This window comes from Acinetobacter sp. RG5, from assembly GCF_031844265.1.
Lineage (GTDB): Bacteria > Pseudomonadota > Gammaproteobacteria > Pseudomonadales > Moraxellaceae > Acinetobacter.
In genome coordinates this window covers 1-26,986 of the sequence record NZ_JAUZUV010000016.1, presented here as the reverse complement: position 1 = coordinate 26,986, position 26,986 = coordinate 1, and the positions used below count along the sequence as shown (strand labels likewise).

Here is a 26,986-nt window from a genome sequence, read left to right as displayed (position 1 = left end):
TATCAAAAGTTGAATGGCATATGCTTAATGCAGAGAAGAAATAGGATTAATTTTGTTCGCTACGGTTAATATCCAGATAGAACACACGGGTCAAGAGTTCAAGAAATTTGCTGACGGCATAGGATTTGTTGTTTTTATGGTAGCTGACATACAGGTCTAAATAGGGCAATTCCACGTCCAGCGGACGAATCACGGTATTATCCATGGTTAGTGGTGCAATATAGCCAGGCAAAATGGTACAGCCTAGGCCCATTCCGATCGAGTTGATATTAAATAAAATATTATCGGCCTTTTGCACGATATTGAGTTCAATGCCGTTGGCTTTGGCAAAGTCCAGAATAGCCTGGTTCAGGGTCAAGGACTGCTCTGCTGATGGAATAATAAAATCAATCCCATTCAATGCTTTAGCAGGAATTCTTTCGTATTTTGCTAAGGGGTGATCTTTAGGCAGGAGAAAAATCAGCGGTTCACGAATCACGAACTGGCTTTCAATTTCATCACTATTAAAATTATGGCGGGTAAATGTAAGATCCAGATCGCCTTTTTTTAACAAACGCATCTGCTCATTGTTGTTCAGGCTGAGCAGTTCAATTTTTAAATCCGGGTTCTGTACACGTAGATTTGGCAAGATATAGGGGAAGATTTTCATCTCGGCCACCGGTACAAAACCTATGCGGAGCATTTGCTGCTTGGCCTGTGACACCTGACGTGCCATGGCAACGGCTTTATCTGCCTGTGCAAGAGTAAGACGAGCCTGTTCCAGGAATACGGCGCCTTCTTCGGTCAGCTCTACTTTACGTTTGGTCCGGTTGAGTAGCTTTACCCCGACATCCTCTTCCAGGTCTTTGATTTGCTGGCTAAGTGAGGGTTGAGCCGTATAAAGTTTAAGTGCTGCCTTACTAAAATTGAGCTCTTCAGCAACGGTGATAAAGTAGCGAAGGTGTCGTAATTCCATGTCATCAACCCAAAGAGTAATCCAAAAAATGTCTTACTATAATTTCCTCAAAGTATAATCTATAAACAACTATGTCGTGAAGATTATTTTCCCATTCATAAACTAAATGCTCTGGCGGGATTAATAGATGTTTTAATATAAAAATTCACGTGCTTAATAATTGCTTTAAGCTCTTAATTGAAACAAAAAAAATATTTCCCGAAAAACGCTGTCAAATCCATCATCGTTGAAAAGTTGAGTCTATTACTTTGTGCCAAAGATAGGTCACAGGAGAGCTTTTCATGAGTGGAAAAATTGATGTGCGCGAAATCGATGCTTTAGTCGATGCACAAAATGGACGTATTACGCCATCTATTTATACAGATCCTGACATTTACGAATTAGAACTCGAACGTGTTTTCGGTCGTACTTGGTTATTCCTTTGCCATGAAAGCCAAATTCCTAAGGCTGGTGATTTCTTCAACACCTACATGGGTGAAGATCCAATCATTGTGGCACGTCAAAAAGATGGCTCAATCAAAGCATTTTTAAACCAGTGTCGTCACCGCTCTATGCGTGTAAGCTTCGCTGACTGTGGTAATACCCGTGCATTTACTTGCCCGTACCACGGCTGGTCATACGGCATTGACGGTTCTTTAAAAGATATCCCGCTTGAAGATCGTGCTTACCCACATGGGGCATGTAAAGAGCAATGGGGTCTGGTTGAAGTGAATCGTGTGAAGTCTTACAAAGGCTTGGTATTCGCTTGTTGGGATGAAACCACACCTGACCTAGAAGAATACATGGGTGATATCGCTTGGTACTTAGATGGCGTTGTTGACCGTCGTCCAGGTGGTACTGAAATCATTGGTGGTGTACACAAGTGGGAAATCGAGTGTAACTGGAAGTTTGCAGCGGAACAGTTTGCATCTGACCAATACCACGCATTGTTCTCTCACGCTTCTGCGATCCAAGTATTGGGCGCGAAACCAGATGACGAATCTTCTAAGAAATTAGGTGCTGCGCAAACTGCTCGTCCAGTTTGGGAAACTGCGAAAGACGCGATCCAGTATGGTTCACGCGGTCATGGTTCAGGCTTCTTCTTCACAGAGAAACCAGACGCAAACGTGTGGGTTGACGGTGAAGTTGCCAACTACTTCCGTGAAACGTACGACGAAGTTAAAGAGCGCCTAGGCGAGACTCGTGCACTGCGTCTTGCAGGTCACAACACCATGTTCCCAACTTTGTCTTGGTTGAACGGTACTGCAACACTTCGCGTATGGCACCCACGTGGTCCAAACAAAACTGAAGTATGGGCATTCTGTATTGCTGATGCTGAAGCATCTCAAGAAGTGAAAGAAGCATTTGAACGTTCTGCAACGCGTGCCTTTGGTCCAGCCGGTTTCCTGGAGCAAGATGACTCTGAAAACTGGATCGAGATCCAAAAAGTTTTACGTGGTTATAAAGCGCGTCAAAACAAACTCATTATGGAAATGGGTAAAGGCAACGAAAAAGTACGTGAAGATGGTATCCCGGGGATCACCAACTACATTTTCTCTGAAACTGCAGCACGTGGTATGTACCGCCGCTGGGCAGATTTATTGATCCATGAAAAATGGGAAGACGTGGAAAAAGCAGCTGACGAATATGAGAAGGAGCTTATGAAATGAGTCAAATCAGCTTAGAACTTCATCACCAAATTAGTCAGTTCCTTTATCGCGAAGCAAAATTGCTAGACGATTGGAAATTCCGCGAATGGTTAGATACCTTAGCTGAAGATATTTCTTACACGCTACGTACCACACCAAACGCACAAACCCGTGACCGTCGTCGTTCAGTTGAACCACCTACCACTTGGGTGTTCAACGATTCGAAAGACCTTTTAGAGCGTCGTGTAGCACGTCTTGAGACTGGTATGGCTTGGGCTGAAGAGCCTCCGTCACGTACCACCCACATGGTGAGCAACGTGATCGTAGAGCCAACTGAAGTTGAAGGCGAATACGACGTGTACGTAACTTACTTGTTATACCGTACACAGAAAGAGAAAGACGTCGTGATTTACTGTGGTAAACGTCATGACAAGATCCGTAAAGTTGAAGGTGGCTTAGGCTTCCAAATCTTCAACCGTAAGATCACGCTTGACCAAGTTACTTACAGTTCACATAACCTGAGTGTGTTCTTCTAATGAATAAGATTTTTGTTTGCCAAGTTGACGAATTAGACGAAGGCGAAGCGTTAAAAGTAGATTGTGGCGTAAACGGTATCGAAGCGCTGGCTGTATTTAACAATGGCGGTGAATTCTTCGCTATGAACGATAAATGCAGTCATGGTAATGCTTCTATGTCTGAAGGTTACCTTGAAGATGATGGTACTGTTGAATGTCCATTACATTCAGCTCGTTTCTGTTTAAAAACAGGTGAAGCATTATGTCTACCTGCAACTGATCCAATCAAAACGTTCCCAGTGATTGTTGAAGATGGTCAATTGTTTGTAGAGATGGCAGGAGAGTAAGCATGGGTTGGCTACAAGGCGAAGTTGCACTTATTACTGGTGGTGGTTCAGGCTTAGGCTGGGCTTTGGTCGAGCGTTTTATTGAGGAAGGTGCACAAGTTGCGGTTCTTCAACGTTCAAAAGCTAAAGTGGATGCATTAAATGAACACTTCGGTGGAAAAGTTCTTGCGATCGAAGGTGATGTAGCCAGCTATGCAGATAACGTTCGTGCAGTTCAAGCAACTGTAGAACGTTTCGGTAAACTCGATTGTTTCGTTGGTAATGCCGGTATCTGGGATCATTACGCTGATATCGTCAATACCTCTGGCGAGCAGCTGGAAAAAGCCTTTGACGAGATTATGGGGATTAATACCAAGTCTCTGATCTTGGGCGCGAAAGCTGCACTGGATGCATTGATCGCTTCTGAAGGTTCTATCATATTTACTTTGTCTAATTCGGCACTGTACTCCGCTGGCGGAGGCCCTGTATATACTGCATCTAAGCATGCGGGTGTCGGGATTATGAAAGAACTGGCTTACGAGCTTGCGCCTAAAGTACGAGTGAACGCTGTTGCACCGTCAGGTATGAATGTGAATATCAAAGGTGCGGCATCGCTGGGTCAGGAAAATGTGGGCCTGCTCGATGCACGTGATCCTGAGAAAATTGCACGTGGCATGCCACTGAATTTCTTGCCTGAACCGGAAGATATGACCGGTTCATACGTGCTGTTGGCATCTCGTCAAAACAACCGTCCTTTGACTGGTGTTCTGATCAATGCAGAATGCGGTCTGGGTATTCGTGGCCTACGTCAGCCACGTGCAGGTTTCTTTGACGAATAAACATCTAGTCTCATTCAAATGGACTTACCGGCAGCCTCTTCTCTCAGGGCTGCTTTCCTTCTAGGAGTCTCTCATGGCCGTTAAACTTATTTGTGCATCGCACAGTCCTTTAATGGAATTTGCTTCACCTCAAGATCAATCAAAAAAGCAAAAAGTTCGTGCTGCTTTTGAAAAACTCTCTGCTGAAGTAAAAGCTTACGACCCAACCCTGATCATCACTTTTGGTCCAGATCATTTTAATGGTTTCTTCTATGACCTGATGCCAAGTTTCTGCGTCGGTATTCGTGCCAAAGCTGCAGGTGACTGGGATTATGGCAAGGACAATGACCATATTGATGTACCTGAAGACAAGGCATTAGATCTGGTTCGACGTGTACTGGATGAAGGCGTGGATGTTGCCTACTCATACCGTATGCAGGCTGACCATGGCGTGACTCAGCCCTTACATTTCCTGTGTGAAGGCAAACTTGACCGTTATCCAACGATTCCAATTTTTATTAATGGCGCTGCTGCACCTATGCCAACCACCAAGCGTACCATCGCTTTGGGCCGTGCTGTGGGTCAATACATCAAGTCTTTAAACCTTGAAAACGAGCGTGTGCTTGTTTTAGGTACCGGTGGTCTGTCACATGATCCACCTACACCGCAAATGGGTGCAGTACCGCCAGAAGTGGAAGAGTTCCTGATTGCAGGCCGTTATCCAACGCCTGAAGCACGTCATGCACGTCAATCCAAAATTATTGCAGTGGGTCAAAAGCTGGCAGCAGGGGATACGTCAGTTGCCGTGCCTCTGAATGCTGAATGGGATATTGCCCTGCTAGAAACCTTCAAGAACGCTGATTTTGCAACATTAGAAGCGATGACTGAAGCTGAAATCCGCCGTGATGGTGGTCGTGGTGGTCAGGAAGTCCGTTCTTGGATGGCTGCCTTCGCTGCCTTAAGCGAAATGGGTGAGTATGAAATGACCACGCATTGCTATGAAGACATCAGCGAATGGATTGCCGGCTTCGGTATCGTATCTGCAGAGTTAAAAGGTTAAGAAAATGAGCAACGTAAACAACATCGTGATCGTGGGTGCTGGCCAGGCAGGTGCGAGCGCAATTTTAGAACTTCGTGGCAACAAGTATGAAGGCAAAATTACCTTAATTGGTGATGAAAGCCATCTTCCTTATGAGCGTCCACCGTTGTCTAAAGATGTGATTCTAAAACCTGAAGAAACCAAGATCGAAATCCTGTCGGAACAGAAACTGGCAGATTTAGGGGTGGAAACAATTCGTGGAAATGGTGTGGCGAAAATCAACGCGACTGCGAAAACCGTTGAACTCCTTAACGGTGATGTTGTTGCTTATGACAAACTCTTGCTTGCAACAGGTGGTGCTGCGCGCCGTTTGCCTAATTTTGATGCTTTGGGCAAACATGTTTATACCCTGCGTAACCTGGAAGATTCACACGCGCTGGTGCCTGTGCTTCAAGCCGGTCGCCGTATCATCCTGATCGGTGGTGGCGTGATTGGTCTTGAGCTTGCCTCATCTGCACGTTACAAAGATTGTCAGGTGACTGTGATCGAAATGGGCCCAATGGTGATGGGTCGTTGTTCACCACAGATTCTGAGTGAATTCCTGCTGGAACAGCATCGTCAAAACCAGGTCGATGTGCGTCTTGAAACCAAGATTACAGATTGCCGTTTAGATGGTGAAGAAGTGGTGGTAACGCTGGAAGGCGGTGAAGAACTGCGTGCCGATGCTGTAGTTTACGGGATCGGGATCGTGCCAAATGCACAGCTTGCCGTAGATGCAGGTCTGGACGTTGATGTTGCGATTAAAGTCAATGAAAACTGCCAAACCTCGAATGCTGATATTTATGCAGCAGGCGATGTTGCGACTCAGTTACGTGACTGTGGCAATCACCGCCGTGTGGAAACCTGGGAAAATGCCAACCTGCAGGCAGGTATCTTTGCGCGTCACGTGATGGGTGTGGAACATCCGAAAGCCAATCCGGCCTGGTTCTGGACGGATCAGCTGAATATCAACTTCCAGTTTGTTGGTGATATGGCCGCAGCTGAATGGCATATTCGTGGTGAAATGGATGCAGCCAAAGGTGCAGACAATTCATTCGTGATGTATGGTGTGACCGATGGTCAGATCGTTGGCGGGATTACCGTGAATGCAGCCAAAGAAATGCGTCATTTGAAAAAAATGATCAGCAAAAATACGGCGTTTGATGTTGAAAAACATTTGGATATCGCACAAGACTTACGCAAAATTGCTTAAGTTGTATTGAGATATCTTGGGACAGACCTATGTTTTGCATAGGTCTGTTTTTTATGCACGAAACTTGATGAATTTATCAAAAATTAAAACTTCATCTCAGCATGAATTCGCTATACGCTATTTTTGAAGTTGCTGATCCAGAACTTCTTGGCCTCGTTTAGGAGACTTATGAGTTCTTCATCATCATTGCCGGTCACGGCAAGTATTTACGCTTTATTGGTACTGATCTGGGCAGCAACGCCACTGGCGATTGTCTGGAGCGTGGCCGAGATTCACCCGATGTGGGTGCTGATCATTCGCTATTTCGGTGCCTCGGTTATTGCACTGTTCCTGCTGAAGATCATGCGCGACCAGCTGCCTTTTGACCGTACTTCAATGAAAAGTTATCTGGCAGGCAGTTTGAATTTAATCGGTGCGCAGCTGTTTATTTATCTGGCAGCCAATTATTTAACCTCAGGGTTGATGGCACTAATTTTTGGTTTTTCACCGCTGATCGCTGGTTTGATCGGGCATATGATTTTAAAAACCCATAAACTGATCTGGCTGCAATGGCTCGGCATGGCAGTGGCCGTCGCCGGTTTATGTTTTGTTTTTGCCGACTCGGCAGACAGCAAGATCAATCCCTGGGGGGTGGTGCTGATGCTGATCAGTATGGTGTCTTATATCAGCTCGATCTTCTGGGTTAAGCAGATCAGTGCACCCTTGAGTCCGATGTCGCAAGCGACGGGTTCATTGCTGGTCTCCGCGGCTGGTTCACTCGTTTTAGTACCGTTTATCTGGCAACATATGCCGACTCAGTTGCCTAGCACACAGGCAATGATCGGTTTCGTATTTACCATGATCATGTCCTCGATTGTGGCAATGCTGTGTTATTTCTGGCTGATTCGCCGTCTAAATGCTTCGACCGTCTCATTGAGTAATGTGATGACGCCGGTAATCGCTCTGGTATTGGGAGCAACCTTAAATCATGAAATTATCAGCAGTCATGCTTTTGCCGGTATTGCGGTGGTGATGTTCGGGATCATCATGTATTTCTGGAAAGAGTGGCGCTAGCAGTATTTTTCCAAGCATTAAAACTGTAAAAATCAAAAGGGCGAAAGCCCTTTTATTATTTGAGTGGAGAGTAAAGTGATTCAACAACGTGAGAGATCATGACTAAGCAACAATTTGTAAAACAACTTTCAAAAATAAATGATTAAGATTTTGATACATAAATCATTAAAGCTTGCACAAGCTTATTTAGGACAGTGTCAGGATGTCTGAATCCAATAAAATCGTAGTTTATGCAGCCCTGTTTGGTAATCTGGCGATTGCGCTGGTGAAATTTGTTGCGTCCTATATAACCAATAGTTCTGCCATGTTCAGTGAGGCAATTCATTCCGTAGTAGATACCTTGAATGAAATTTTACTGTTATATGGCATGAAAAAATCAGAAAAACCGGCAAATGCCAAACATCCTTTTGGTTATGGGCGTGAACTGTATTTTTGGGCCTTTATTGTGGCACTGATGGTTTTTGCCCTGGGTGCGATTGTGTCCATCTATCAAGGGATACAGCATATTCTTCAGCCTGAAGTCATGCAGGATCCATTGATCAATTATATTGTGCTGGGTCTGGCGATTCTTTTTGAAGGATTTTCATGGTCAGTGGCTTTAAAAACCTTTCGTAAACAAAAGGGAAATCTGGGATATTTTGAAGCCTTTCGACACAGTAAAGATCCAACGACCTTTACCGTGTTATTTGAAGATACTGCCGCCCTGGTCGGCTTGGTGATTGCTCTGGTCGGTATCTTTCTGGCGCATCAACTGAATATTCCTGAATTGGACGGTGCCGCATCGATTTTAATTGGTATTGTTCTGGCGGTTTCTGCCTGGTTTCTGGCACGTGAAACCAAAGGTTTGTTACTGGGTGAAACGGCAGATCCAAAACTGCGTGAAGATGTATTGAACATTGCTCAACAGGATGCGGCCGTTTTCAGCGCCAATGGGGTATTGACTGAGCAGATGGGCGCTCAGCAAGTCATTGCATCATTGAGTCTGGAATTTAAAGATGATTTAACTTCTGATGAAATTGAAGCCTGTGTCAACCGGATCGAAGCGCAGATTAAACAGCTGCACCCGGAAATTATTGCTTTATTTGTGAAACCCCAAACCAAGGCCGTATGGCTGGAACGAACTCAAGGTCGTGTATAAAGATCTAAAAAACGCTTGAGGTTGGTATTTTGATCTCAACTTGCCTTTCTCGCACAATTGATGTGATGATACTGAGGTATGGCGAATTTCATCATAAAATCATCAATGGGCAGACATGCTTTTGTCAGCATGGGCTTATAAATATTGAGTATCATTTTGTATTTTTAGACAGAAGGACAAGAGCAATATTTTTCTAGATAATCCAAGACTTCAGCCAGCCATAAGGTCGATGAAATGCCATTTTTTTGCTAAAAATAACAAAAACATACATGATTTTCTGTGACGGATTTCATACTATGTTGTAGTGTGCCTGTTTTTAGTTTGTATGCTCATTAAAAGATGCACCGCTTGACCATTTCAAGAGGTTGTTGTCTTGCATATAGCGAATAATAAATAGTGGATGTTTATGCAAGATCTTCTCAAAACTAAAAAATTCCAGTTAATCACGGAATCCAGTTGGAAACATCTCTGGTCTAAGCCAGTGTTTGAGTATCTGCATTCAGATCATTTCGACGGAAAACAGTTTCGTAATCTTGAGCATGCTTCTCTATCGCGTGGTCGCTTTGATTTATACAAATGGCTCATTACCCGAAAATCCAAAACCTGGAATGTTAATCTTGATGAAGAGCGTGCCGAGTTTTTTTCTCGTCCGCGCGCATTGCCACAGCAGCGTCCAGATGCAGCTCTGGATGACTGGCAAGTTTGGTTTATTGGTCACGCCACCACATTAATTCAGATCGGCCCCTATAACTTCCTGACTGATCCGGTTTGGGCTGAATATGCCAGTCCATCGGCTTCCACAGGGCCGCAGCGGGTCATTCCGGCTGGCATTGCTCTGGATGAGTTACCCCAGATTGATGCTGTACTACTTAGCCATAACCATTATGATCATATGGATCTGGCCAGTCTGGAATGGCTGTACAACACTTTTGAGATGCCGATTTATACCGGTCTGGGTAATGCCTGGTATTTGCCAGAACATTATACCGTGCATGAAATGGACTGGTGGGAAAATGCCTTTTTTGAAGAGATCCGGATTGTCTATACGCCGGCTCAACATGCCTCAGGACGTGGCATGCGCGATCAGAACTGTGCACTTTGGGGAGGCTTTTCTTTATTACATGGTAAGGAACATTGTTTCTTTGCCGGAGATAGCGGCTACGCCTCGCATTTTAAAGAAATCCGTAAACGTCTGGGTGCACCGCGGATTGCCTTGCTTCCGATAGGAGCGTATGAGCCACGTGAACTGATGCGTGCGATCCATATGAATCCGGAAGATGCCTTTCATGCCCATCATGACTTACAGGCCAAATGTTCACTGGCGATTCATTACCGTACTTTTCAGCTCACGGATGAAGACCGGGATGCACCGGAACATGAGTTACATGAGATCATCAAGCATTCTTCCAAGTTGATTAATCCATTTTACTGCATACGGGAAGGCAAGCGGATTATTGTCTAAATGTTTTACTCTGTTCCTGTAGGATGAGTTGAATGGCCACTACAGAAAGCATCAGCATGGCGGTATTCATCACCACAGGATTGAATGCTGCAGTAAGTTGCAACGGGGCTGTGAATGCAATCAGCAGTAGTAATCCAGCAAGTCCGAGAATATTCAACCCATGCAAGAGTATGGACCGGTTCCATTTCAGAAAGCATAAGCCAAATAGCATTTCACATCCTCCGGAAAGCCCAACCAAGACTTTGGCCAGTGCCAGCTCAAAACCCATATTTTGCCAAATGTTAATTTCAGCGGGTGATTGGAACAGAATTTTTGGAATGAGTCCCTGATAGAGCCATAGTATGACCAAAGTCAGCTGGATAGTACGCAGTGGTTGTAGGAATACAGGTTTAGGATTCACGAACAGCTTCTTCCAGAAAATGACGTTTATTTTCGCTGGATGGAATCAGGCAATACTCGGTTTTGCCAAACAGCGTATAACGATTTAAAGCGACCACACGATACAGAAAATCCCGGATAAAACGCGGAACCAAATAACCTGCGCTCATTAAATTAAAGGGAAAACCGAGATGCTGCAGCGCCTTCAGTAATGCAGTCGATTCCGTATAGAGTGTGCCATCTTGAATGACGAGCATGGTGGTGTAATGTTCAGTGGACATCTGATAATGTTCGAGCAGTGCTGTACCTAAAGGCGATTGGGCGGAAACCAGTTTAAACTGTATCTTCTTATCGTATTGAATCACAAACCGTGCCCAGCCATTACAGACCACGCAAACAGCATCAAACACAATGATGTCGTGTTGTTGAATGATATCTTCAATATTCGGATGCATTGTTGTATTTCTTTTTGTGCTGACTTGCTTCTATAGTGCTTGATGCCGCAATAAAAAACCACCCGAAGGTGGTTTCTATACATGTCTAAACTGGCTTAGAGAAAGCTAGGCAAACCTTTGGCTGGATCGGTTTCACGTGCTGCTTGGGCATCTGCTACAGTCATGCCGAGTGCTTGTGCTACGCCTTCGCCGTAGGCTGGATCACAGCTATAACAGTTGCGGATGTGACGGTATTTGATGAAATCTAGTGCATCACCCATCGCTCCGGCCGTGTTATTAAACAGAGCCTGTTTCTGCTGGTCATTCATCAGGTTGAACAGGGCACGGGGTTGGCTGAAGTAATCATTGTCATCTTCACGGAAATCCCAGAAATCGGCATCACCGGTGATTTTCAATGGTGGCTCTCTGAATTCCGGCTGCTCCTGCCACTGGCTAAAACTGTTCGGCTCGTAATGTGGCAATGAACCATAGTTGCCATCCATGCGGCCTTGACCATCACGGCGGTTCGAATGTACAGGACAACGTGCAGCATTGACTGGAACCTGTGAATGATTCACGCCAACACGGTAACGCGCTGCGTCGGCATAGTTCACTAAACGTGCCTGTAACATACGGTCAGGTGAGTAGCTGATGCCCGGTACAAGATTACTTGGTGCAAAGGCTGCCTGTTCTACATCCTGGAAATAGTTTTCCGGATTGCGGTTCAGTTCGAATTCACCGACTTCAATCAGTGGATAATCGCCCTTTGGCCAGACTTTGGTCAGGTCAAATGGATGATAAGGCACTGTTTCGGCTTCCAGTTCTGGCATGACCTGAACGTACATTTTCCATTTTGGATAGTCACCACGTTCGATGGCATCAAACAGGTCGGTCTGGCTGCTTTCACGGTCTTTAGCAATCAAGTCTGCAGCTTCAGCATCGGTCAGGTTTTGAATACCTTGCTGGGTACGCATATGGAATTTTACCCAGAAGCGTTCATTCTTGGTATTGATAAAGCTGAAGGTATGGCTGCCAAAACCATGCATATGACGGTAACCAGTCGGGATCCCACGATCTGACATGACAATAGTCACTTGATGCAAAGCTTCGGGTAAGAGTGTCCAGAAATCCCAGTTATTGGTGGCACTGCGTTTGTTGGTTTTCGGGTCACGCTTGACTGCTTTATTCAGGTCAGGGAATTTGCGGGCATCCCGCAGGAAAAACACCGGGGTGTTATTGCCGACCAGATCCCAGTTGCCTTCTTCAGTATAGAATTTTAAGGCAAAACCGCGAATATCACGTTCTGCATCGGCTGCGCCACGTTCACCTGCCACCGTTGAGAAACGCGCAAACATTTCGGTTTTTTTGCCGACTTCAGAGAAAATTTTAGCGCGGCTATATTGGGTAATATCATTGGTCACGGTAAAGGTGCCGAAAGCACCTGAACCTTTGGCATGCATACGACGCTCTGGAATCACTTCACGGACAAAGTTGGCCAGTTTTTCATTCAGCCATAAATCCTGAGCAAGCAAAGGTCCACGCGCACCTGCCGTCATACTGTTCTGGTTGTCGACCACAGGCGCACCAGCTTCAGTGGTCAGGTGGGTGACAGGGCATTTTTTAAAATCTTGGCTCATCTTTCCTCTCCAAGTTTTGAATATCTTGTGTCGTTTATCTAGTATTCATAAAATATTGAGATATACGCTAATCAAATCAGGTTTCACTATATTTACAATATCTTTAAATAAAGGGTGTTACAGCACAAAACGGAATTCAGGATATAATTGAGTGAGCTCACTCAAAACGTATTTTTAAAGTTAATAAAGTTTAAAATATTGAAAATTAAATGGTTACTTTTAAAAAGTAACGGGTTTTCCACTCTCTGACAATATCAAATTCTATATATTTTGAATAACTCAAATAATGAATGGGATTAAACGAAAATAACAATATCTAAGTCCATAATATGTTTTTATCAAAGGATAAAAATAATAAGTGAAAAGTGTTATTTAAAATACATTTTATAACTGATTTATTTTAAATAGTTTTTTAATCAAGTTTTGTTGGTCTGAAGAAACCCATAAAAATAATGAATGGAATAAGGGTGTTTTCTGGCTATAGCTCGCATTTTTGCATACAGAAAATCCTATCCAGATGGTCTTTATTTTTAAAAAAGCATTGGCAAATATGCTTGAAAATTAGTCAGTCGGCCCTATAATTATCTCACTCCTTCCTCAAAATCACATAGAGAGTAAAATGGCCAAGAAAAAAACAGCCGAGCAGGTAGTGATCCACAATTTTGTGGCAAAACACATGCATGAAGTCAACAAAAGCCAGGTTTTTGTAGATCGAAAGAAAAATTTAAAACGTGGCTACAACAAGCACAGACAAGGGCGATATTCCATGGAAGATCGCCCTTTTTTAATGGCCGCTTAAGGTCTGTAAGGTGGCTGGGGACGACGTGGGGGCTGCTTAGGATTAGTTTTAACTGGAGAGAGCGGGGCGACAGGCCGGTTGTTACGAGTTTGCGAATATTGATTTGGATACCGGGATGATGTTGTCGATTCATCCGCGATTAAGTCATTAAAGAATTTATTGAGTTTGCTTTGCACTGGTGCTTCATGGTGAGGGGAATGAGGCTGTGGTCTGGCCTGCTGAAAACTGGCAAATTGATCTTTTTGTTGGTGATAGAGTCTGGCAGCAATGACGGAGGGGTCATCTCTGCCTAAACGCCGCCGTTGCGATGCCGAAATTTCAATGCCCAATAATGGAGTCATTTTAGGCCGATCGGCATAGCTCATTGCTCGATTGCTGGCGGGGCGTATATAAGATGAACCGGAATTATGAGCTTCTTTGCGGGCAGCCAAGGCCGGTGCAAGAATGACCACATAGAACACCGCAACAATCATGAACAGGATGACCAGAAATTCCATAACCACCTCTACCACTGTCGAGGGACTGGAAAAAGTCCCGTATTAGGCACTCACCATACGTGATGCAGATTTCACCATATCCCCTAAACCATGGGTTCTGAAATAATATTCTAACCAGCTTTTTACCATGAGCGGATTGTCCATTTTTAACACATGTTGCAGCAATTCCTGTGCATCACTCATCGGAACATGACAAATGGTTTTACGTACCCGCAAAATATTACTGGAACTCATCGACAGGGTATTAAAGCCCATGGCCATGAGCAAAACTGCAGACAGCGGATCGCCCGCCATTTCACCGCAGATACTGACCGGTTTTTCATTACGATGACAGTCCTGCACCAGACGGGTCAGGGCACGCAGTACTGCAGGGTGTAAATGTGAATAGACATTGGCTACCCGTGGATTATTGCGATCCACAGCCAACAGATATTGGGTCAGATCGTTGGAGCCGACCGAGAAGAAATCCACCAGTTCGGAAAATTCATCAATCTGATGAAGCACACTCGGCACTTCCACCATGATGCCGAGTTTTGGTTTATTTACCTTGACCTGTTCTTCTTCTTGAATCGCCGCATGATCACGTTCCAGCAGGTAGAGGGCTTCTTCGACTTCGCTGACACTGGTCACCATCGGCAGTAGAATATGCAGGTTATTCAGTCCGATGCTGGCCTTGAGCATGGCGCGAATCTGTGAAGAAAAAATTTCTGGATGATCCAGAGTAAAACGAATGCCGCGCCAGCCGAGTGCCGAATTTTCTTCTTCAATCGAGAAATACGGCAGGTCTTTGTCGGCCCCAATGTCCAGCGTTCGCATCACCACCGGTTTATTGGCAAAATGACTGAGTTGCTGACGATAAATCGCACGTTGTTCTTCCTCGCCCGGGAAGCGGTCACGCAACATAAACGGAATTTCAGAACGGTATAAACCGACACCTTTGGCACCGCGCTGCACGCCACGCACCACATCAATCATCAGGCCGGTATTGACATACAGTTTTACTGCGACGCCGTCCGGAGTAATTGCATCTTTGGTTTCGTACTGGCGCAAATCTTTGGCAATCTGTTCTTCTTCTTTTTGAATTTCTTTATAGCGACTGCGCAGGCGCCGTGGCGGATTAATAAAGACCCGACCCTGATGTGCATCGACAATCATCTCTACATCATCGAGGGTGTTGATCGGCAGCTCAGTCACACCGACCACAGTCGGAATACCGAGAGCACGTGCCACAATCACCATATGCGAGTTCATGGCACCTTCAGTGGTGACAATCGCGGCAATTTTATCCACGGGCAGTTCAACCAGTGCAGCCGTCGATATTTCCTCACCAATTAGAATACTTTCATCGGTCAGTTCACGGTGACTGGCATCGGCTTCCTGTAAGCGCGCCAGAATGCGGCGGCCCAGATCTTTTAAGTCCGCCACCCGCTCACGTAAATAATCATCTTCCATCTGGGAGAATTGTGCCACATGATTGTCAATGACAATTCGCACGGCGCCTTGTGCCCAGTGACCTTCACGAATAAAAGCCTTGATTTCTGCAGGCAGGGCATTTTCATCCAGCATACGCAAGAACACGCTAAACAGTGCGCGTTCCTCGGCCATCAACGCATCCTGCATTTTGTCATCTAGCGACTGGATTTCTTCGCGGACTGAATTCAGGGCGTTATCTAATAGCTCCAGTTCTTCGCTAATGTCATCCGCTTCACGGTCAGGGACTGCGGCAAGATCTGCTGGCGGATAGAGAATCACTGCACGACCTAAGGCAATACCACCCGAGCCAGAAACTCCCTGAAAGGTTTTATAGGCGGGCAGGTTGCTTGGCTTGCGGAATACATCGATATTGCCGACGGCATGGGCATGGGCGATGACGCCAGAAAGCTGCGCACAGAGTGTCACCAGAAAGGATTCAGCAGCTTCAGAAAAGTCCTGTGATTCTTTGTTCTGAACCACCAGCACACCCATCACCTTACGGCGATACATCACTGGCACACCGAGGAAGGAGTTATAAATTTCCTCACCGGTTTCAGGTAAAAACAGGAAGCGCTCGTGTTTAGGGGCATTGTCCAGATTGACAATTTCCTCACGCTGTCCAACCAGGCCCACCAGACCTTCGCCGGTCTGCAAAGACACATGGCCGACAGATTCTGCATTCAGGCCTTTAGACGCCATGAGCAGATAACGCTGATTGCGTTCGTCGAGCAGATAGATCGAGCAGACATCAACCTGCATGGCCTCGGCCACATGTTTGACCATGATGTCGAGCGATTCATGCAAACTGGTGGACGCATTGATCTCCTGAACAATACGTCTCAAGGTGTCCAGTTGCATATTCGACATAAGGTCTGCTCCGTCTATTCAGAATTTCAGTAATGAAGTTTATTTATAACAATAGCCGCGTAAAAAATCTGCATTATTTATGCGATTTTTTAAGGTTTTTGCTGGGGCAGTTGCTGACACAACTCCACCAAGGCTTTGCGGTAAACATCACGTTTGAAATTCACGACTTGACCGAGTGGGTACCAATAACTGACCCATTGCCATTGATCAAATTCGGGCGGATCAGACAGATTCAACTGAATATGCTGAACGGGGGCCGTGAGTTTGAGTAAAAACCACTTTTGTTTTTGACCGATACAGACCGGATCAGAGTCCGTACGAATGTATCGATGCGGCAAACGATAGCGCAACCAGCCTTTGGTTTGCGCGACTATCTGGACGTGTTCGGGCAATAAGCCAACTTCTTCTCTCAGCTCACGATAGAGTGCCTGCTCAGGGGTTTCTCCATATTGGATCCCGCCTTGTGGAAATTGCCATGCATTATGACCAATGCGTTTTGCCCATAAGACCTGTCCAGCATCGTTTGCCAAAATGATCCCGACATTCGGTCGGAAACCTTCAGAGTCGATCATTTGGCTACCTAAAAATTGTTTAATTTATGCCTTTGCCATCGGGGAGCATTATTTCGTTATCCAACTCGAAAAAAGCAAAGTTTAAAAATGTTAAAATTGCTATGATCTTAACGAATTTCTATCGACTAGCGGAGATAGATTTACAATTTTTTTCTTAAATTTCAGTTTTAACGAGTATTTTCATGAAATTGGCGCTATTTGATCTCGATCACACCTTGTTAAACACGGATTCGGATCATTCTTGGGGAGAGTTTTTGGTCAGTGAGGGCCTGGTCGATCCAGTTCAGCATCGCGCCATGAACGACAAGTTCTATGACGATTATAAAAAAGGCCAGTTAGATCCCTATGCCTATAATGAATTTGTGTTCCAGTTTCTGACCAAACATGACAATGATTATCTGGTTGAATTACATCAACTGTTCATGCAAAAAGTCATTCGTCCACAAATGCGTCCTGAAGGTTTTAAAGCCATTGAGCGCCACCGTGAAGCAGGGCATGCCTTAGTGGGTATTACCGCAACTTCAGACTTTATTACCGCCCCCATTTTTCGTGAATTCGGAATTACTGAAATTATTGCCACCAATGCTGAAGTCATTGATGGGAAATATACTGGTAAAGTCATCAATACAGCGTGCTATCAGCAAGGCAAGCTGGTGCGTCTGGAACAATGGCTAGAAGGTCGCGATGTAACCGAGTCTTGGGCCTATTCAGATTCGATTAATGACCGTTTCTTGCTGGAATATGCGGATCATGCCATTGCAGTCAATCCGGATGATCGCTTGGAAACTCTAGCCCAAGAACAGGGTTGGGAAATACAGGACTGGTCGATATAACTAGTCCAGCTTTATTAATGTGATTTATTTAGCACAACTTCGGTTGTGCTTTTTATTTGCCTCAATGGAATATTAATGTTTTTTCACAGTCCGGCTGAATCAGACATGCTATGCTCGAAAAACAGGACATGATAACAATAGTAGATTCTGAGGTATGAGATATGACTCACGTTCGACCGCGTATGACACATCTGTTCCAACAGCTTGGCTTGGATGCCAGTGCAGAAGGTATTGCAACATTTATTCACGAGCATCAATTGCATAAAGATCTGACTTTACTGGATGCGCCGTATTGGTCAGAGGCACAACGTCAATTTTTAAGCGAGAAAATAGCATCTGATGGCGAATGGGCGATTGTGGTAGATCAACTCAATGAATCCTTACATGAAAATTCAACCAGTGAAGGATGATTAAAAAGCCAATCGTATGATTGGCTTTTTTAGGCCATCACCTTACCTTTAGCGAATCCGTTTCCAGATCGTGACTTGTGACAGCGTGTGTTGATACTTTCTGGCCGTTTCCCGAATCACAAAAGGCATATCTTGGGGTTCGGCCACCAATTCAAAGTGCTGGGTTAAAATGTTGGAAATACCAGCCAAGGTCGTGATGTTTTCCCCATCCTGCTGAAAACCGCCCAACCATTCACTACGCGCCGTATGTTCTTCCAGCCAGGTATAAGGTGAACTCAGCATTAAAATGCCACCTATATTCATACGTTTATGAATCTGCACCAAAAAGTCTTTCGGATGATGCAAACGGTCAATCAGGTTCGCCGCCAGAATAAAATCATAGCCGCTAAAATGTGCTTTCAGGTTGCAGGCATCTGCCTGAAAAAATTCCGTTTTAGATGCAAGCTGATCCAAAGCGACATCTTCAAGTGAACAGCTTTTTTCTTCGCTTAATTCACCTTCTAGTGGCAGTTGATAACGTACCCTGTGGCCTTGGGCCAAATAAACTGCCTGTTGGATAAAGCGTGCAGAAAAGTCCAGACCGGTCACTTGATCAAAATAGCGTGCCAGTTCAAAGCTGGCGCGGCCGGTAGCACAGCCAATATCTAAGGCACGATGACATGGCGTTTGCTGAAAATAGGGTTGTGCCAGATGGACCAGTGTTTTGGCAAAGTTGGCAACACCAAAATATTCATCACCGTACTGGAATTCCAGATATTGGGAGACCAGCTGGTCGCTTTCATAGTTCGAAGGGAAATGTTGCAGTGCCTGATCAGAGGCGACGTAGCGAAAACCGGCATGCTGAAAGAAATGCCGTCTGAAGGCATAACGGGAACTATATAGGGCTTCATTGCCCGCCGAAATCCAGGAGCCACCTTTCATCAGGTTATGGCGGCCGTCAAAGGTCGGTGTGCTGAAATCATCATAAAACGGATGCACCTGAAAACCCTGAAATGGATAGATCGGAGTTTCAGTCCATTGCCAGACATTGCCCTGAATATCGTAAAAATCGCCCTGCTTGAAATGATCGACCGGACAGGAACTGGTACCGTATTTCAATTCAATATTGGCCTGTTCAGGACTCGGTAAATCTGAATCCAGATCGGAAACCGCATACAGGCGATACCATTCATCTTCAGTCGGCAAGCGAATGGTTTTTTCCAGCTGTTGCGATTTCCACTGACAAAAGGCCTTGGCTTCATGATAATTCACTTCTACCGGCCAGTCCCAAGACATCGGCACTTCTTCCAGCATCAGTCGCAATGACCAGCCTAATTCAGTTTTGCGCCAGAAACAGGGATGAGCAGCTTGTGAAAATTGCAGCCAGCCTAGACCTTCTTCACTCCAGTATTGTTCGGTCTGATAACCTTGTGCTTCGACAAAGGCCAGAAATTCCTGATTCGATACCAGATATTTGGAAGCTGCAAAAGCCGCTACCTGCGCTTCATGCTGGCCGTATTCATTGTCCCAGCCATAAAATGGATCGTTAAAATATTTCTGCAAAAGCACCTTGCCGTTAGGTACCTCCAGTAAGTGGTTATCCGGAGCTATACCGGTAATGATATTGGCGCGCCACTGCGGATGCTGGCGTACATGTTCCAAAGCATGCTGGCGAATCAGCACGGAAGAAGTTTCCAGATGAATCCGTTCATGTTCGATGCCCATAATGACCGTCCACCACGGATTTTGCCAGTTTAAGGGCAGAGTCAGCGGAGCATGCTCAAGAATATTCAAAATCAGGGCACGTACCTGATGCCGATAATCACGGACTTCCTGCACACTGGGCCAGTCATAATGTACTTCGTCCAGGTCATCCCAGCTCATCTCGTCCACACCGATTGCAAAGATACTTTCAAAATGCGGATTTAAGCGTTCGCTAATTAGCTTGCTGAGCAGTAGTTTATTGACAAAAAAAGTGGCGGTATGCGCAAAATAAAAAATTAGCGGATGACGTAAAGTAATTGGTTTGATGAAAAAAGCATCTTCATGCTTGAGGCATTCAAACAGTTGCTCATAGGTGTCAAAGGTATTCAGGAAATATTCGCGCAGGCCGTGCCGGGCAGTCTGTTCATTGGCAAAATCAAGTGCCGGCGTGGGCAGCAGCATCGGTTTGGCCGAAAGCCATAGGCTGCTTGTATTGGTTTTGTCTTGAGAGTGGGATTTTAGGGGAGAATCGAGCTGCATCCGTCAGGCTCCATCGAATAGTTTAAGCATTCCTCTGCACTGCAAAAGAATGGAATTGTCTTAAAAATACTCGAAAGATATCGCCAGATGGGGTGTATTTAGGTAACAAAATGCTGCACCGTTTTGGATGCAGCATGTTCAGGAACAGCTTAAATAGACAGCGAGGCGCCTTGCATGAGCTGAACCAAAGCCTGTGCCGCTTTGGACTGCGTACGACCCGGATGCCAGACCATGCCCAAGCGACGGTTCATTTCCAGATTAATATCTAGTTGGTGAAGGTCATGATTGACCAAAGTTTTTGGCAGTACCGACCAGCCTAAGCCAATCGATACCAGCATCCGGATTGATTCCAGCGGATTATTGCTCATACTGACTTTCGGTTTAATACCCTGTTTTTCAAATTCGGCCAAAGTAATTTGCGAGGTATAGGTCTGTGATGATGGCAACAGGCTTGGATAGTCGAGCAAATCTTCCAGACACAGATTTTTTTGCTGTGCCAGCGGATGAAACGGTGCCACCACAAAGACCAGAGGATCATTCCAGATGGTTACGTAATTCAGACGCGCATCACCACGGGGCGGCAAGGTTAAAAATGCCAGTTCCAGATCGCCGGCAATTACCTGTTCATGTGCTTGCTCGGAATCAACAAAATGCACATCCAGGGTCACGTCCGGATATTCCTGGACATAATGGCGCAAATGACTCGGCAGATGATGCAGGCCAATATGATGACTGGTACCAATTTTTAGTTTGCCCTGTACCTGACCCTGTTCATGGCTCAAGGTATAATGAATATCACCGAGTTCATTCAGCCAGTTTTTCACTTTAGGCAACAGAGAGTGCGCCGCGTGGGTGGCCTGTACACCACGTCCGGCAGATTCAAACAGCTTGACCCCAAAGTATTCTTCCAGACTGTGAATACGTTTGGTGACAGCAGGCTGGGTAATGAAGAGCTGATCTGCGGCCAGAGAAATCGAACCGGTTTCCATGACTTTCACGAAGGCTTCAAAGGCTGCGAGATTCATCTTAATCACCTATAAAGAATTTTTATGTGTAAATATATTATTGTTATATTTTAAGAATAAATCAAAGTAAAATTAGCTCATCTATGTTGCAGTGCTGAATTACTATACATTTTCAAAGCCTTGGCATTTTAAAAACTAAAAAAGACCACCTATAAAGGCAGTCTTTCATCAGGAACCTCGACTGAAGAGTTTAGACGGTAATGTCCTCATTCTGCTGTTGGTCATTACGCTCCCAGATTTTTTCATGGAAGAAGAAAGCCACTGCCTGTACCGTTGGCTCTAATAAACTTAAGGCAATGGCCATGGTCAAACTGCCGGTTACCAAGTAACCCACAATCATCGCCACAGTAATGTGCATAATGTAGTAGCTGAAGGTCTTTTTGAACATGCGCTGGTTGTTGTCTACAAAGCGTTGAATATGTGCCATGTCGAAGTTCCTTAAAAATAATCTCTGTCGATGAAGAAATAATAATAATTCTCATTTGATTTGTAAAAGGGAATATTTTTTATAACTTAATCGGAAAATTAGATTTATGACAATATAGCTAAAGCATGATTTGATTCAGCTTTTAAAAGATTCCAAAAAGTTTTTTAACTGATAAAAATGATAAATTAGATTTATGTGATTGCAGCGATATAATCAAAATCAGAGAAAGAATTTACCCAGTCCAGTGGAGTACATCGACATGGCAGGCGCAACCCAAACAGCAAAAACATTATATGATAAATTGTGGGACGACCATTTAGTAACGCAACGTGATGATGGTTCTGCCTTACTGTACATCGACCGTCACTTATTACATGAAGTGACTTCTCCACAGGCCTTTGAAGGTTTGCAATTGGCCGGGCGCAAGCCATGGCGTTTAAGCGCGAATATTGCCACACCGGATCATAACGTACCGACCTCGAAAAAAGAGCGTGAACAGGGTGTTGCCGGAATTGAAGATGAAACCTCGCGCATCCAGGTACAAACTTTGGATGATAACTGCAAGACCTTTAATATTGTTGAATTTGATATTAATGATATCCGTCAGGGCATCGCGCATGTGGTCGGGCCGGAGCAAGGCTTGACCTTGCCGGGCATGACTGTGGTCTGTGGTGATTCGCATACAGCAACCCATGGTGCTTTTGGCTGCTTGGCGCACGGTATCGGTACATCAGAAGTTGAACATGTATTGGCGACCCAATGTCTGGTTCAAAAGAAGATGAGAAACATGTTAGTGCGCGTTGACGGCAAATTAGGTCAAGGTGTGACACCAAAAGATGTAGTCTTGGCGATTATTGGCAAGATTGGTACCGCAGGTGGTACAGGCCACGCGATTGAATTTGGTGGGCAGGTGTTCCGTGACATGTCAATCGAAGGTCGTATGACCGTGTGTAATATGGCGATTGAAGCCGGTGCACGCGTGGGTATGGTCGCTGTCGATGACAAGACTATTGAATATGTTAAAGGCCGTCCTTATGCGCCGACTGCAGAACAGTGGGATCAGGCTGTTGCTTACTGGAATACTTTACATTCAGATGATGACGCATACTTTGATACGGTTGTCGTGTTGCAAGGTGAAGAAATTGAGCCACAAGTGTCTTGGGGAACTTCTCCTGAGATGGTGATTCCAGTGTCTCAAGCAGTACCGACTTTAGAACAAGCCAAAGACGATGTACAACGCAATGACTGGAACCGTGCTTATCAATATATGGGCTTAAATGCCGGTCAGGCCTTGGCTGAGATTCAGCTGGATCGTGTCTTTATCGGTTCGTGCACCAATTCGCGTATTGAAGATATCCGTGCTGCAGCCGAAGTGATCAAAGGTCGCAAAGTCGCATCTTCAATCAAACAGGCGATGGTGGTTCCGGGTTCGGGTCTGGTGAAAGCTCAGGCAGAAGCGGAAGGCTTGGACAAGGTATTTGTAGAGGCAGGCTTCGAATGGCGTGAACCTGGCTGTTCAATGTGCCTGGCAATGAATGCAGACAAGTTGCAACCGGGAGAGCATTGTGCCTCGACTTCGAACCGTAACTTTGAAGGTCGTCAGGGCAATGGCGGTCGTACTCATCTGGTGAGTCCAGCCATGGCAGCCGCTGCTGCGATTGCAGGTCACTTTGTTGATGTTCGTTCATTTTAATTGGTACGTAGGAGCACAGACATGAAAGCTTATACCGTTGAACAAGGTATCGTTGCACCTTTAGACCGTGCCAATGTCGATACAGATTTAATTATTCCAAAACAGTTTTTGAAATCGATCAAACGTACCGGTTTCGGTGACAATTTGTTTGATGAATTACGTTACTTGGATGAAGGTTATCCAGGTCAGGACAATTCAGTTCGTCCGATCAATCCGGACTTTGTCTTGAACCAGCCACGTTATCAGGGTGCGTCTATTTTAATTTCACGTGCCAACTTTGGATGTGGTTCTAGCCGTGAACATGCGCCGTGGGCTTTGAGTGAATACGGTTTCCGTACTGTTATTGCGCCAAGCTTTGCCGATATTTTCTTTAATAACTGTTTTAAAAACGGTATGTTGCCCGTGATTTTGGCTGAAGATATTGTTGAGCAGTTATTTAAGGAATGTGCGGCAGATGAAGGCTATCAACTGACCATTGACTTGCAGGCACAAGAAGTTCGCACCCCTACAGGTGAAAGCTTTAAGTTCGAAGTCGATCCATTTCGCAAGCATTGCCTGTTAAATGGTCTGGATGATATTGGCTTAACTTTGCAGGTGGCGGATGATATTCGTGCCTATGAAGAAAAAACCAAACAATCGCGTCCTTGGGTATTTGCCGAAATTCATGGATAAATCAGTAAAAATTGTCATGGCATGACTGCGATGCCCTTGCTAATATCGGAAGATTATTGAGTTTTTTGATTGGGTAAGACAGACATTATGGCGAATTATTGGAAACAGTGGCTTGCTTTAAGTTCAGTATCGGTGCTGTTGACTGCATGTCAAAGCATCGACACGATGAAACTCAAACATGCCAAAGAAAATACTGAGAGCAAAAGCAATGCCCTGATCTACTGTACAGGGACGCCAGATTGTCAGTTCGAACGCTTCAATCAGACCATTATTGTCAACGCCGACAATGGCCGCATCAGTGATGAGGCGCTGAAGCAGAAACTGGTGCGCTTGCAGGCCAAAAATTTAAATCAGGCCAATCCGATTTATTTATCTGTGCCGGCAGGACAGCATGAACTGGTCGTGCGTTTTTATCCGATCAGTAAGGATAAAGCGGAAACTTTACATGTATTCCATCGTTTTCAGGCCAATAACCGCTATAGCTTAAAAATGTTTCGTGACCGTAGTGCGCGTAGCAGCAGTTTATTAAATTCTTCGGCGCCGGATCCGCTTTGCGTAGATCTGGTACAAGAGCAAAAAACCATTCGTCGTTTTTGCAAACCCTATAATGCAGTCACCGGGATTGCAGAGTTTGTAGAAAAGAAAATTTAACCTCTGTCAGGTCTGAATCTGACGTTTTAAACGGAAAATCTCATGTCTAAACAAATTTTGATTTTAGCTGGTGACGGCATCGGCCCTGAAATTGTAAAAGCCGCAGAGCAAGTACTCACACGCGTAAATGAAAAATTTAATCTTGATTTGACATGGGAACAGGGCTTACTCGGTGGTGCAGCCATTGATGCACATGGTTCACCGTATCCAGACGTGACCTCTGAACAGGCCAAAAAAGCCGATGCGATTTTACTTGGTGCCGTGGGCGGTCCAAAATGGGATACGATTGAGCGTTCAATTCGTCCGGAACGTGGTTTATTGAAATTACGTAGTGAACTGAACCTGTTTGCCAACTTGCGCCCAGCGATTCTTTATCCGCAACTGGCTGATGCTTCAAGCTTAAAACCTGAAATCGTAGCGGGTCTGGATATTCTGATTGTGCGTGAATTAACGGGTGGTATTTACTTCGGTCAGCCACGCGGTATTCGTGAACTGGAAAATGGCGAGAAGCAAGGCTATAACACTGACGTTTATTCAGAGTCTGAAATCAAGCGTATCGCCAAAGTCGCCTTTGAAATGGCCAACTTGCGCGGTGGTAAAGTGTGTTCAGTGGATAAAGCCAATGTGCTTGAAGTGACTGAGCTGTGGAAACAGACAGTGACTGCGCTGAAAGATGCCGAATACCCTGAAATTAATTTATCGCATATGTATGTCGACAATGCCGCAATGCAACTGGTGCGTGCGCCAAAGCAGTTTGACGTGATTGTCACCTCGAATCTGTTCGGTGATATCCTGTCTGATGAAGCTGCGATGTTGACCGGTTCAATCGGCATGTTGCCATCGGCATCTCTGGATGAAAATGGCAAGGGCATGTATGAGCCTTGTCATGGTTCTGCACCAGATATCGCCGGTCAAAACCTGGCAAATCCATTGGCAACGATTCTTTCGGTGGCGATGATGCTGCGTTATACCTTCCGTGAAGAAGCCGCTGCTAAAGCCATTGAAGATGCAGTAGGTCAGGTCTTGGATCAAGGCTTGCGTACGGCAGATATCATGTCTGAAGGCATGCAAAAAGTCGGTACGGTTGAAATGGGTCAAGCAGTCGTTGCTGCATTGAGCTAAGCCTGTTTTGATTCAAAAAAACGCAGCCTTGAGCTGCGTTTTTTTATAATAGAAATTTCAAAGCTTAAACCCCTTAACAGGTTCGGCCTGTGGTGCGTACCGCGGTCGCAATATTATCTTTGAGTAAGAAGGTGATTTTACATTGCAATTTGACGTCGTAGCCGCCGGCAGGACTTACTGACACTGGAATCGGTACAGTGCCTGTTCCTGTGGCAGGAAACTGCGCTACAGGCAAAGGAATGGTAATGGGGCGTTGTACCACATAGCTTAATTGCTTGGCGCTGCGTTCAGGCCCACTGATCTGCTGGTAACCTAAACGTTTTAGATCCAGAGTTTGATCGATCAGTTGGCTGCTTTGCCCAATGAACTGTTGTAAATAGGCATCACGCTGTGCAGTCGTTGAGGAGGTGGTGCTGCATGCACTAAGCAAACCCAAGGCTGTGCAGCATGCTAAAATCAGTGTGAACTTCATGAGTTATCCTCACACCAAATAAAATGAGTGTAAGCGCATTCCATGCAAAAATACTGTTGTGATTTGATACACGGTAGAAGTTTAGCGTGGTGAGGTTGATCCCTGATTTAATTAGATACAGGCTTTGAACTCGATGAGTACAGCTTAGCAAGCTCTACCGGTATAGCGGATGGCTTGAACAATTTCATCTTTTAGGTCAAACCAGATTTGGCATTTCATCTCAATGTTATAACCACCATTTGAGGGCATCGGCATTGGTGCACCGATCGAGATACTCTGACTAATATTCGGCGTGCCCATCGGAATATTCATATCCCGAAAAATAGTGTAGCTGAGAGATTCTGCGGTTTGAATCGGTTGCTGGGAGGTCTTGAATCCCATTGCGCGAAGATCAAGCTGGCTACGAACCTGTGCTGCAGTTTGACCCACATAAGGTTGTAGAGACTGATGCAGATGCTGATTGCCGCCGGTAGCGCACGCAACGAGAAACAAGCTGGAAAGTAGGGACAAGCATTTCATATTCATTGTTTTTATACCTGTTGTTTTAATTCAATGAATAGTTGTGAATTTATAAGACTGTGTCAAATTATTTTATTGATTGATAAATAATTCAAG

28 protein-coding genes are annotated in these 26,986 nt (G+C 45.1%); 16 read left to right on the top strand and 12 right to left on the bottom strand.

Annotated elements, in window-relative coordinates; translation table 11 throughout:
* Positions 1–46: 46 nt before the first annotated feature.
* Positions 47–955 carry a DNA-binding transcriptional regulator HcaR gene (gene hcaR / locus Q9R21_RS12110; protein WP_224216949.1) on the bottom strand — a complete coding sequence of 303 codons (909 nt, stop codon included), beginning with the start codon at positions 953–955 and terminating at the stop codon, positions 47–49.
* 281 nt (positions 956–1,236) lie between these two features.
* Here hcaR and hcaE point away from each other — a divergent pair, with 281 nt between their 5' ends.
* From hcaE to Q9R21_RS12065, 9 genes are all read left to right on the top strand, one after another.
* A complete protein-coding gene (gene hcaE / locus Q9R21_RS12105; protein ID WP_004278520.1) occupies positions 1,237–2,604 on the top strand; it encodes a 3-phenylpropionate/cinnamic acid dioxygenase subunit alpha in 1,368 nt (455 codons plus the stop codon).
* Positions 2,601–3,119 carry a 3-phenylpropionate/cinnamic acid dioxygenase subunit beta gene (gene hcaF / locus Q9R21_RS12100; protein ID WP_191111986.1) on the top strand — a complete coding sequence of 173 codons (519 nt, stop codon included), beginning with the start codon at positions 2,601–2,603 and terminating at the stop codon, positions 3,117–3,119. Before hcaE ends, hcaF begins: the two co-directional genes overlap by 4 nt.
* Entirely contained in the window at positions 3,119–3,445 is a 327-nt protein-coding gene (hcaC, locus tag Q9R21_RS12095; RefSeq protein ID WP_004278517.1) for a 3-phenylpropionate/cinnamic acid dioxygenase ferredoxin subunit, read from the top strand. The genes hcaF and hcaC overlap by 1 nt, the downstream gene beginning before the upstream one ends.
* A gap of 2 nt (positions 3,446–3,447) precedes the next feature.
* Positions 3,448–4,263, top strand: a complete 816-nt coding sequence (gene hcaB / locus Q9R21_RS12090) for a 3-phenylpropionate-dihydrodiol/cinnamic acid-dihydrodiol dehydrogenase (protein ID WP_004278515.1) — start codon at positions 3,448–3,450, stop codon at positions 4,261–4,263.
* Positions 4,264–4,336: 73 nt separating this feature from the next.
* Positions 4,337–5,302 (top strand): 3-carboxyethylcatechol 2,3-dioxygenase, encoded by a 966-nt coding sequence (locus tag Q9R21_RS12085; RefSeq protein ID WP_005245895.1) that lies wholly within the window; start codon positions 4,337–4,339, stop codon positions 5,300–5,302.
* Between the two features lie 4 nt (positions 5,303–5,306).
* Positions 5,307–6,533: a 3-phenylpropionate/cinnamic acid dioxygenase ferredoxin--NAD(+) reductase subunit gene (gene hcaD / locus Q9R21_RS12080; protein ID WP_311204576.1), complete on the top strand. Its 1,227-nt coding sequence runs from the start codon at positions 5,307–5,309 to the stop codon at positions 6,531–6,533.
* 168 nt (positions 6,534–6,701) lie between these two features.
* Positions 6,702–7,586 (top strand): EamA family transporter, encoded by an 885-nt coding sequence (locus tag Q9R21_RS12075; protein ID WP_311204575.1) that lies wholly within the window; start codon positions 6,702–6,704, stop codon positions 7,584–7,586.
* A gap of 202 nt (positions 7,587–7,788) precedes the next feature.
* Positions 7,789–8,724, top strand: coding sequence for a cation diffusion facilitator family transporter (locus Q9R21_RS12070; protein WP_005261714.1), 936 nt, complete (start codon positions 7,789–7,791; stop codon positions 8,722–8,724).
* A gap of 406 nt (positions 8,725–9,130) precedes the next feature.
* The gene (locus Q9R21_RS12065) at positions 9,131–10,186 is read left to right on the top strand and encodes an MBL fold metallo-hydrolase (RefSeq protein WP_219308282.1); all 1,056 of its coding nucleotides are present in this window, start codon (positions 9,131–9,133) and stop codon (positions 10,184–10,186) included.
* On the opposite strand, the gene Q9R21_RS12060 is transcribed toward Q9R21_RS12065, so the two are convergent.
* The 3 genes from Q9R21_RS12060 to Q9R21_RS12050 all read right to left on the bottom strand — a co-directional run bounded on the left by Q9R21_RS12060 (position 10,176) and on the right by Q9R21_RS12050 (position 12,635).
* Positions 10,176–10,586, bottom strand: a complete 411-nt coding sequence (locus Q9R21_RS12060) for a DoxX-like family protein (RefSeq protein WP_311204574.1) — start codon at positions 10,584–10,586, stop codon at positions 10,176–10,178. The two genes, Q9R21_RS12065 and Q9R21_RS12060, sit on opposite strands and share 11 nt — an antisense overlap.
* Positions 10,576–11,019, bottom strand: coding sequence for a DCC1-like thiol-disulfide oxidoreductase family protein (locus tag Q9R21_RS12055; protein ID WP_311204573.1), 444 nt, complete (start codon positions 11,017–11,019; stop codon positions 10,576–10,578). The genes Q9R21_RS12060 and Q9R21_RS12055 overlap by 11 nt, the downstream gene beginning before the upstream one ends.
* A 95-nt stretch (positions 11,020–11,114) precedes the next feature.
* Complete coding sequence (locus Q9R21_RS12050) at positions 11,115–12,635, bottom strand: catalase (protein ID WP_311204572.1); 1,521 nt, start codon at positions 12,633–12,635, stop codon at positions 11,115–11,117.
* Between the two features lie 619 nt (positions 12,636–13,254).
* Between Q9R21_RS12050 and Q9R21_RS12045 the strand changes: the two genes are divergently transcribed.
* Entirely contained in the window at positions 13,255–13,434 is a 180-nt protein-coding gene (locus Q9R21_RS12045; protein WP_311204571.1) for a hypothetical protein, read from the top strand.
* On the opposite strand, the gene Q9R21_RS12040 is transcribed toward Q9R21_RS12045, so the two are convergent.
* The 3 genes from Q9R21_RS12040 to Q9R21_RS12030 all read right to left on the bottom strand — a co-directional run bounded on the left by Q9R21_RS12040 (position 13,431) and on the right by Q9R21_RS12030 (position 16,843).
* The gene (locus Q9R21_RS12040) at positions 13,431–13,931 is read right to left on the bottom strand and encodes a hypothetical protein (protein WP_311204570.1); all 501 of its coding nucleotides are present in this window, start codon (positions 13,929–13,931) and stop codon (positions 13,431–13,433) included. The two genes, Q9R21_RS12045 and Q9R21_RS12040, sit on opposite strands and share 4 nt — an antisense overlap.
* 42 nt (positions 13,932–13,973) lie before the next feature.
* Positions 13,974–16,271, bottom strand: coding sequence for a phosphoenolpyruvate--protein phosphotransferase (gene ptsP / locus Q9R21_RS12035; protein ID WP_071852343.1), 2,298 nt, complete (start codon positions 16,269–16,271; stop codon positions 13,974–13,976).
* Positions 16,272–16,360: 89 nt separating this feature from the next.
* The gene (locus Q9R21_RS12030; RefSeq protein WP_004278502.1) at positions 16,361–16,843 is read right to left on the bottom strand and encodes an RNA pyrophosphohydrolase; all 483 of its coding nucleotides are present in this window, start codon (positions 16,841–16,843) and stop codon (positions 16,361–16,363) included.
* A 182-nt stretch (positions 16,844–17,025) separates the two neighbouring features.
* Here Q9R21_RS12030 and Q9R21_RS12025 point away from each other — a divergent pair, with 182 nt between their 5' ends.
* Both Q9R21_RS12025 and Q9R21_RS12020 read left to right on the top strand, forming a co-directional pair.
* Positions 17,026–17,676 (top strand): HAD family hydrolase, encoded by a 651-nt coding sequence (locus Q9R21_RS12025; protein ID WP_311204569.1) that lies wholly within the window; start codon positions 17,026–17,028, stop codon positions 17,674–17,676.
* A 161-nt stretch (positions 17,677–17,837) separates the two neighbouring features.
* Positions 17,838–18,086 (top strand): DUF2789 family protein, encoded by a 249-nt coding sequence (locus Q9R21_RS12020; protein ID WP_071852210.1) that lies wholly within the window; start codon positions 17,838–17,840, stop codon positions 18,084–18,086.
* A 48-nt stretch (positions 18,087–18,134) separates the two neighbouring features.
* On the opposite strand, the gene ovoA is transcribed toward Q9R21_RS12020, so the two are convergent.
* The 3 genes from ovoA to Q9R21_RS12005 form a co-directional block, all read right to left on the bottom strand.
* Entirely contained in the window at positions 18,135–20,309 is a 2,175-nt protein-coding gene (gene ovoA / locus Q9R21_RS12015; RefSeq protein ID WP_311204568.1) for a 5-histidylcysteine sulfoxide synthase, read from the bottom strand.
* Positions 20,310–20,458: 149 nt separating this feature from the next.
* A complete protein-coding gene (locus Q9R21_RS12010) occupies positions 20,459–21,334 on the bottom strand; it encodes a LysR family transcriptional regulator (protein ID WP_005107972.1) in 876 nt (291 codons plus the stop codon).
* 190 nt (positions 21,335–21,524) lie between these two features.
* Positions 21,525–21,761 (bottom strand): DUF2061 domain-containing protein, encoded by a 237-nt coding sequence (locus Q9R21_RS12005; RefSeq protein WP_311204567.1) that lies wholly within the window; start codon positions 21,759–21,761, stop codon positions 21,525–21,527.
* A 259-nt stretch (positions 21,762–22,020) separates the two neighbouring features.
* On the opposite strand from Q9R21_RS12005, the gene leuC reads away from it, so the two are divergent.
* The 4 genes from leuC to leuB all read left to right on the top strand — a co-directional run bounded on the left by leuC (position 22,021) and on the right by leuB (position 25,899).
* Positions 22,021–23,454 carry a 3-isopropylmalate dehydratase large subunit gene (gene leuC, locus Q9R21_RS12000; RefSeq protein WP_311204566.1) on the top strand — a complete coding sequence of 478 codons (1,434 nt, stop codon included), beginning with the start codon at positions 22,021–22,023 and terminating at the stop codon, positions 23,452–23,454.
* A 21-nt stretch (positions 23,455–23,475) separates the two neighbouring features.
* The gene (leuD, locus tag Q9R21_RS11995) at positions 23,476–24,126 is read left to right on the top strand and encodes a 3-isopropylmalate dehydratase small subunit (RefSeq protein WP_138742831.1); all 651 of its coding nucleotides are present in this window, start codon (positions 23,476–23,478) and stop codon (positions 24,124–24,126) included.
* An 87-nt stretch (positions 24,127–24,213) separates the two neighbouring features.
* Positions 24,214–24,777: a hypothetical protein gene (locus tag Q9R21_RS11990; RefSeq protein WP_004729459.1), complete on the top strand. Its 564-nt coding sequence runs from the start codon at positions 24,214–24,216 to the stop codon at positions 24,775–24,777.
* Positions 24,778–24,819: 42 nt separating this feature from the next.
* A complete protein-coding gene (gene leuB, locus Q9R21_RS11985) occupies positions 24,820–25,899 on the top strand; it encodes a 3-isopropylmalate dehydrogenase (protein ID WP_311204565.1) in 1,080 nt (359 codons plus the stop codon).
* Positions 25,900–25,972: 73 nt separating this feature from the next.
* Here leuB and Q9R21_RS11980 read toward each other — a convergent pair whose 3' ends face one another.
* Both Q9R21_RS11980 and Q9R21_RS11975 read right to left on the bottom strand, forming a co-directional pair.
* Entirely contained in the window at positions 25,973–26,371 is a 399-nt protein-coding gene (locus Q9R21_RS11980; protein ID WP_311204564.1) for a hypothetical protein, read from the bottom strand.
* A gap of 144 nt (positions 26,372–26,515) precedes the next feature.
* Positions 26,516–26,896, bottom strand: a complete 381-nt coding sequence (locus Q9R21_RS11975) for a hypothetical protein (protein ID WP_253160188.1) — start codon at positions 26,894–26,896, stop codon at positions 26,516–26,518.
* Between the last annotated feature and the right edge of the window lie 90 nt (positions 26,897–26,986).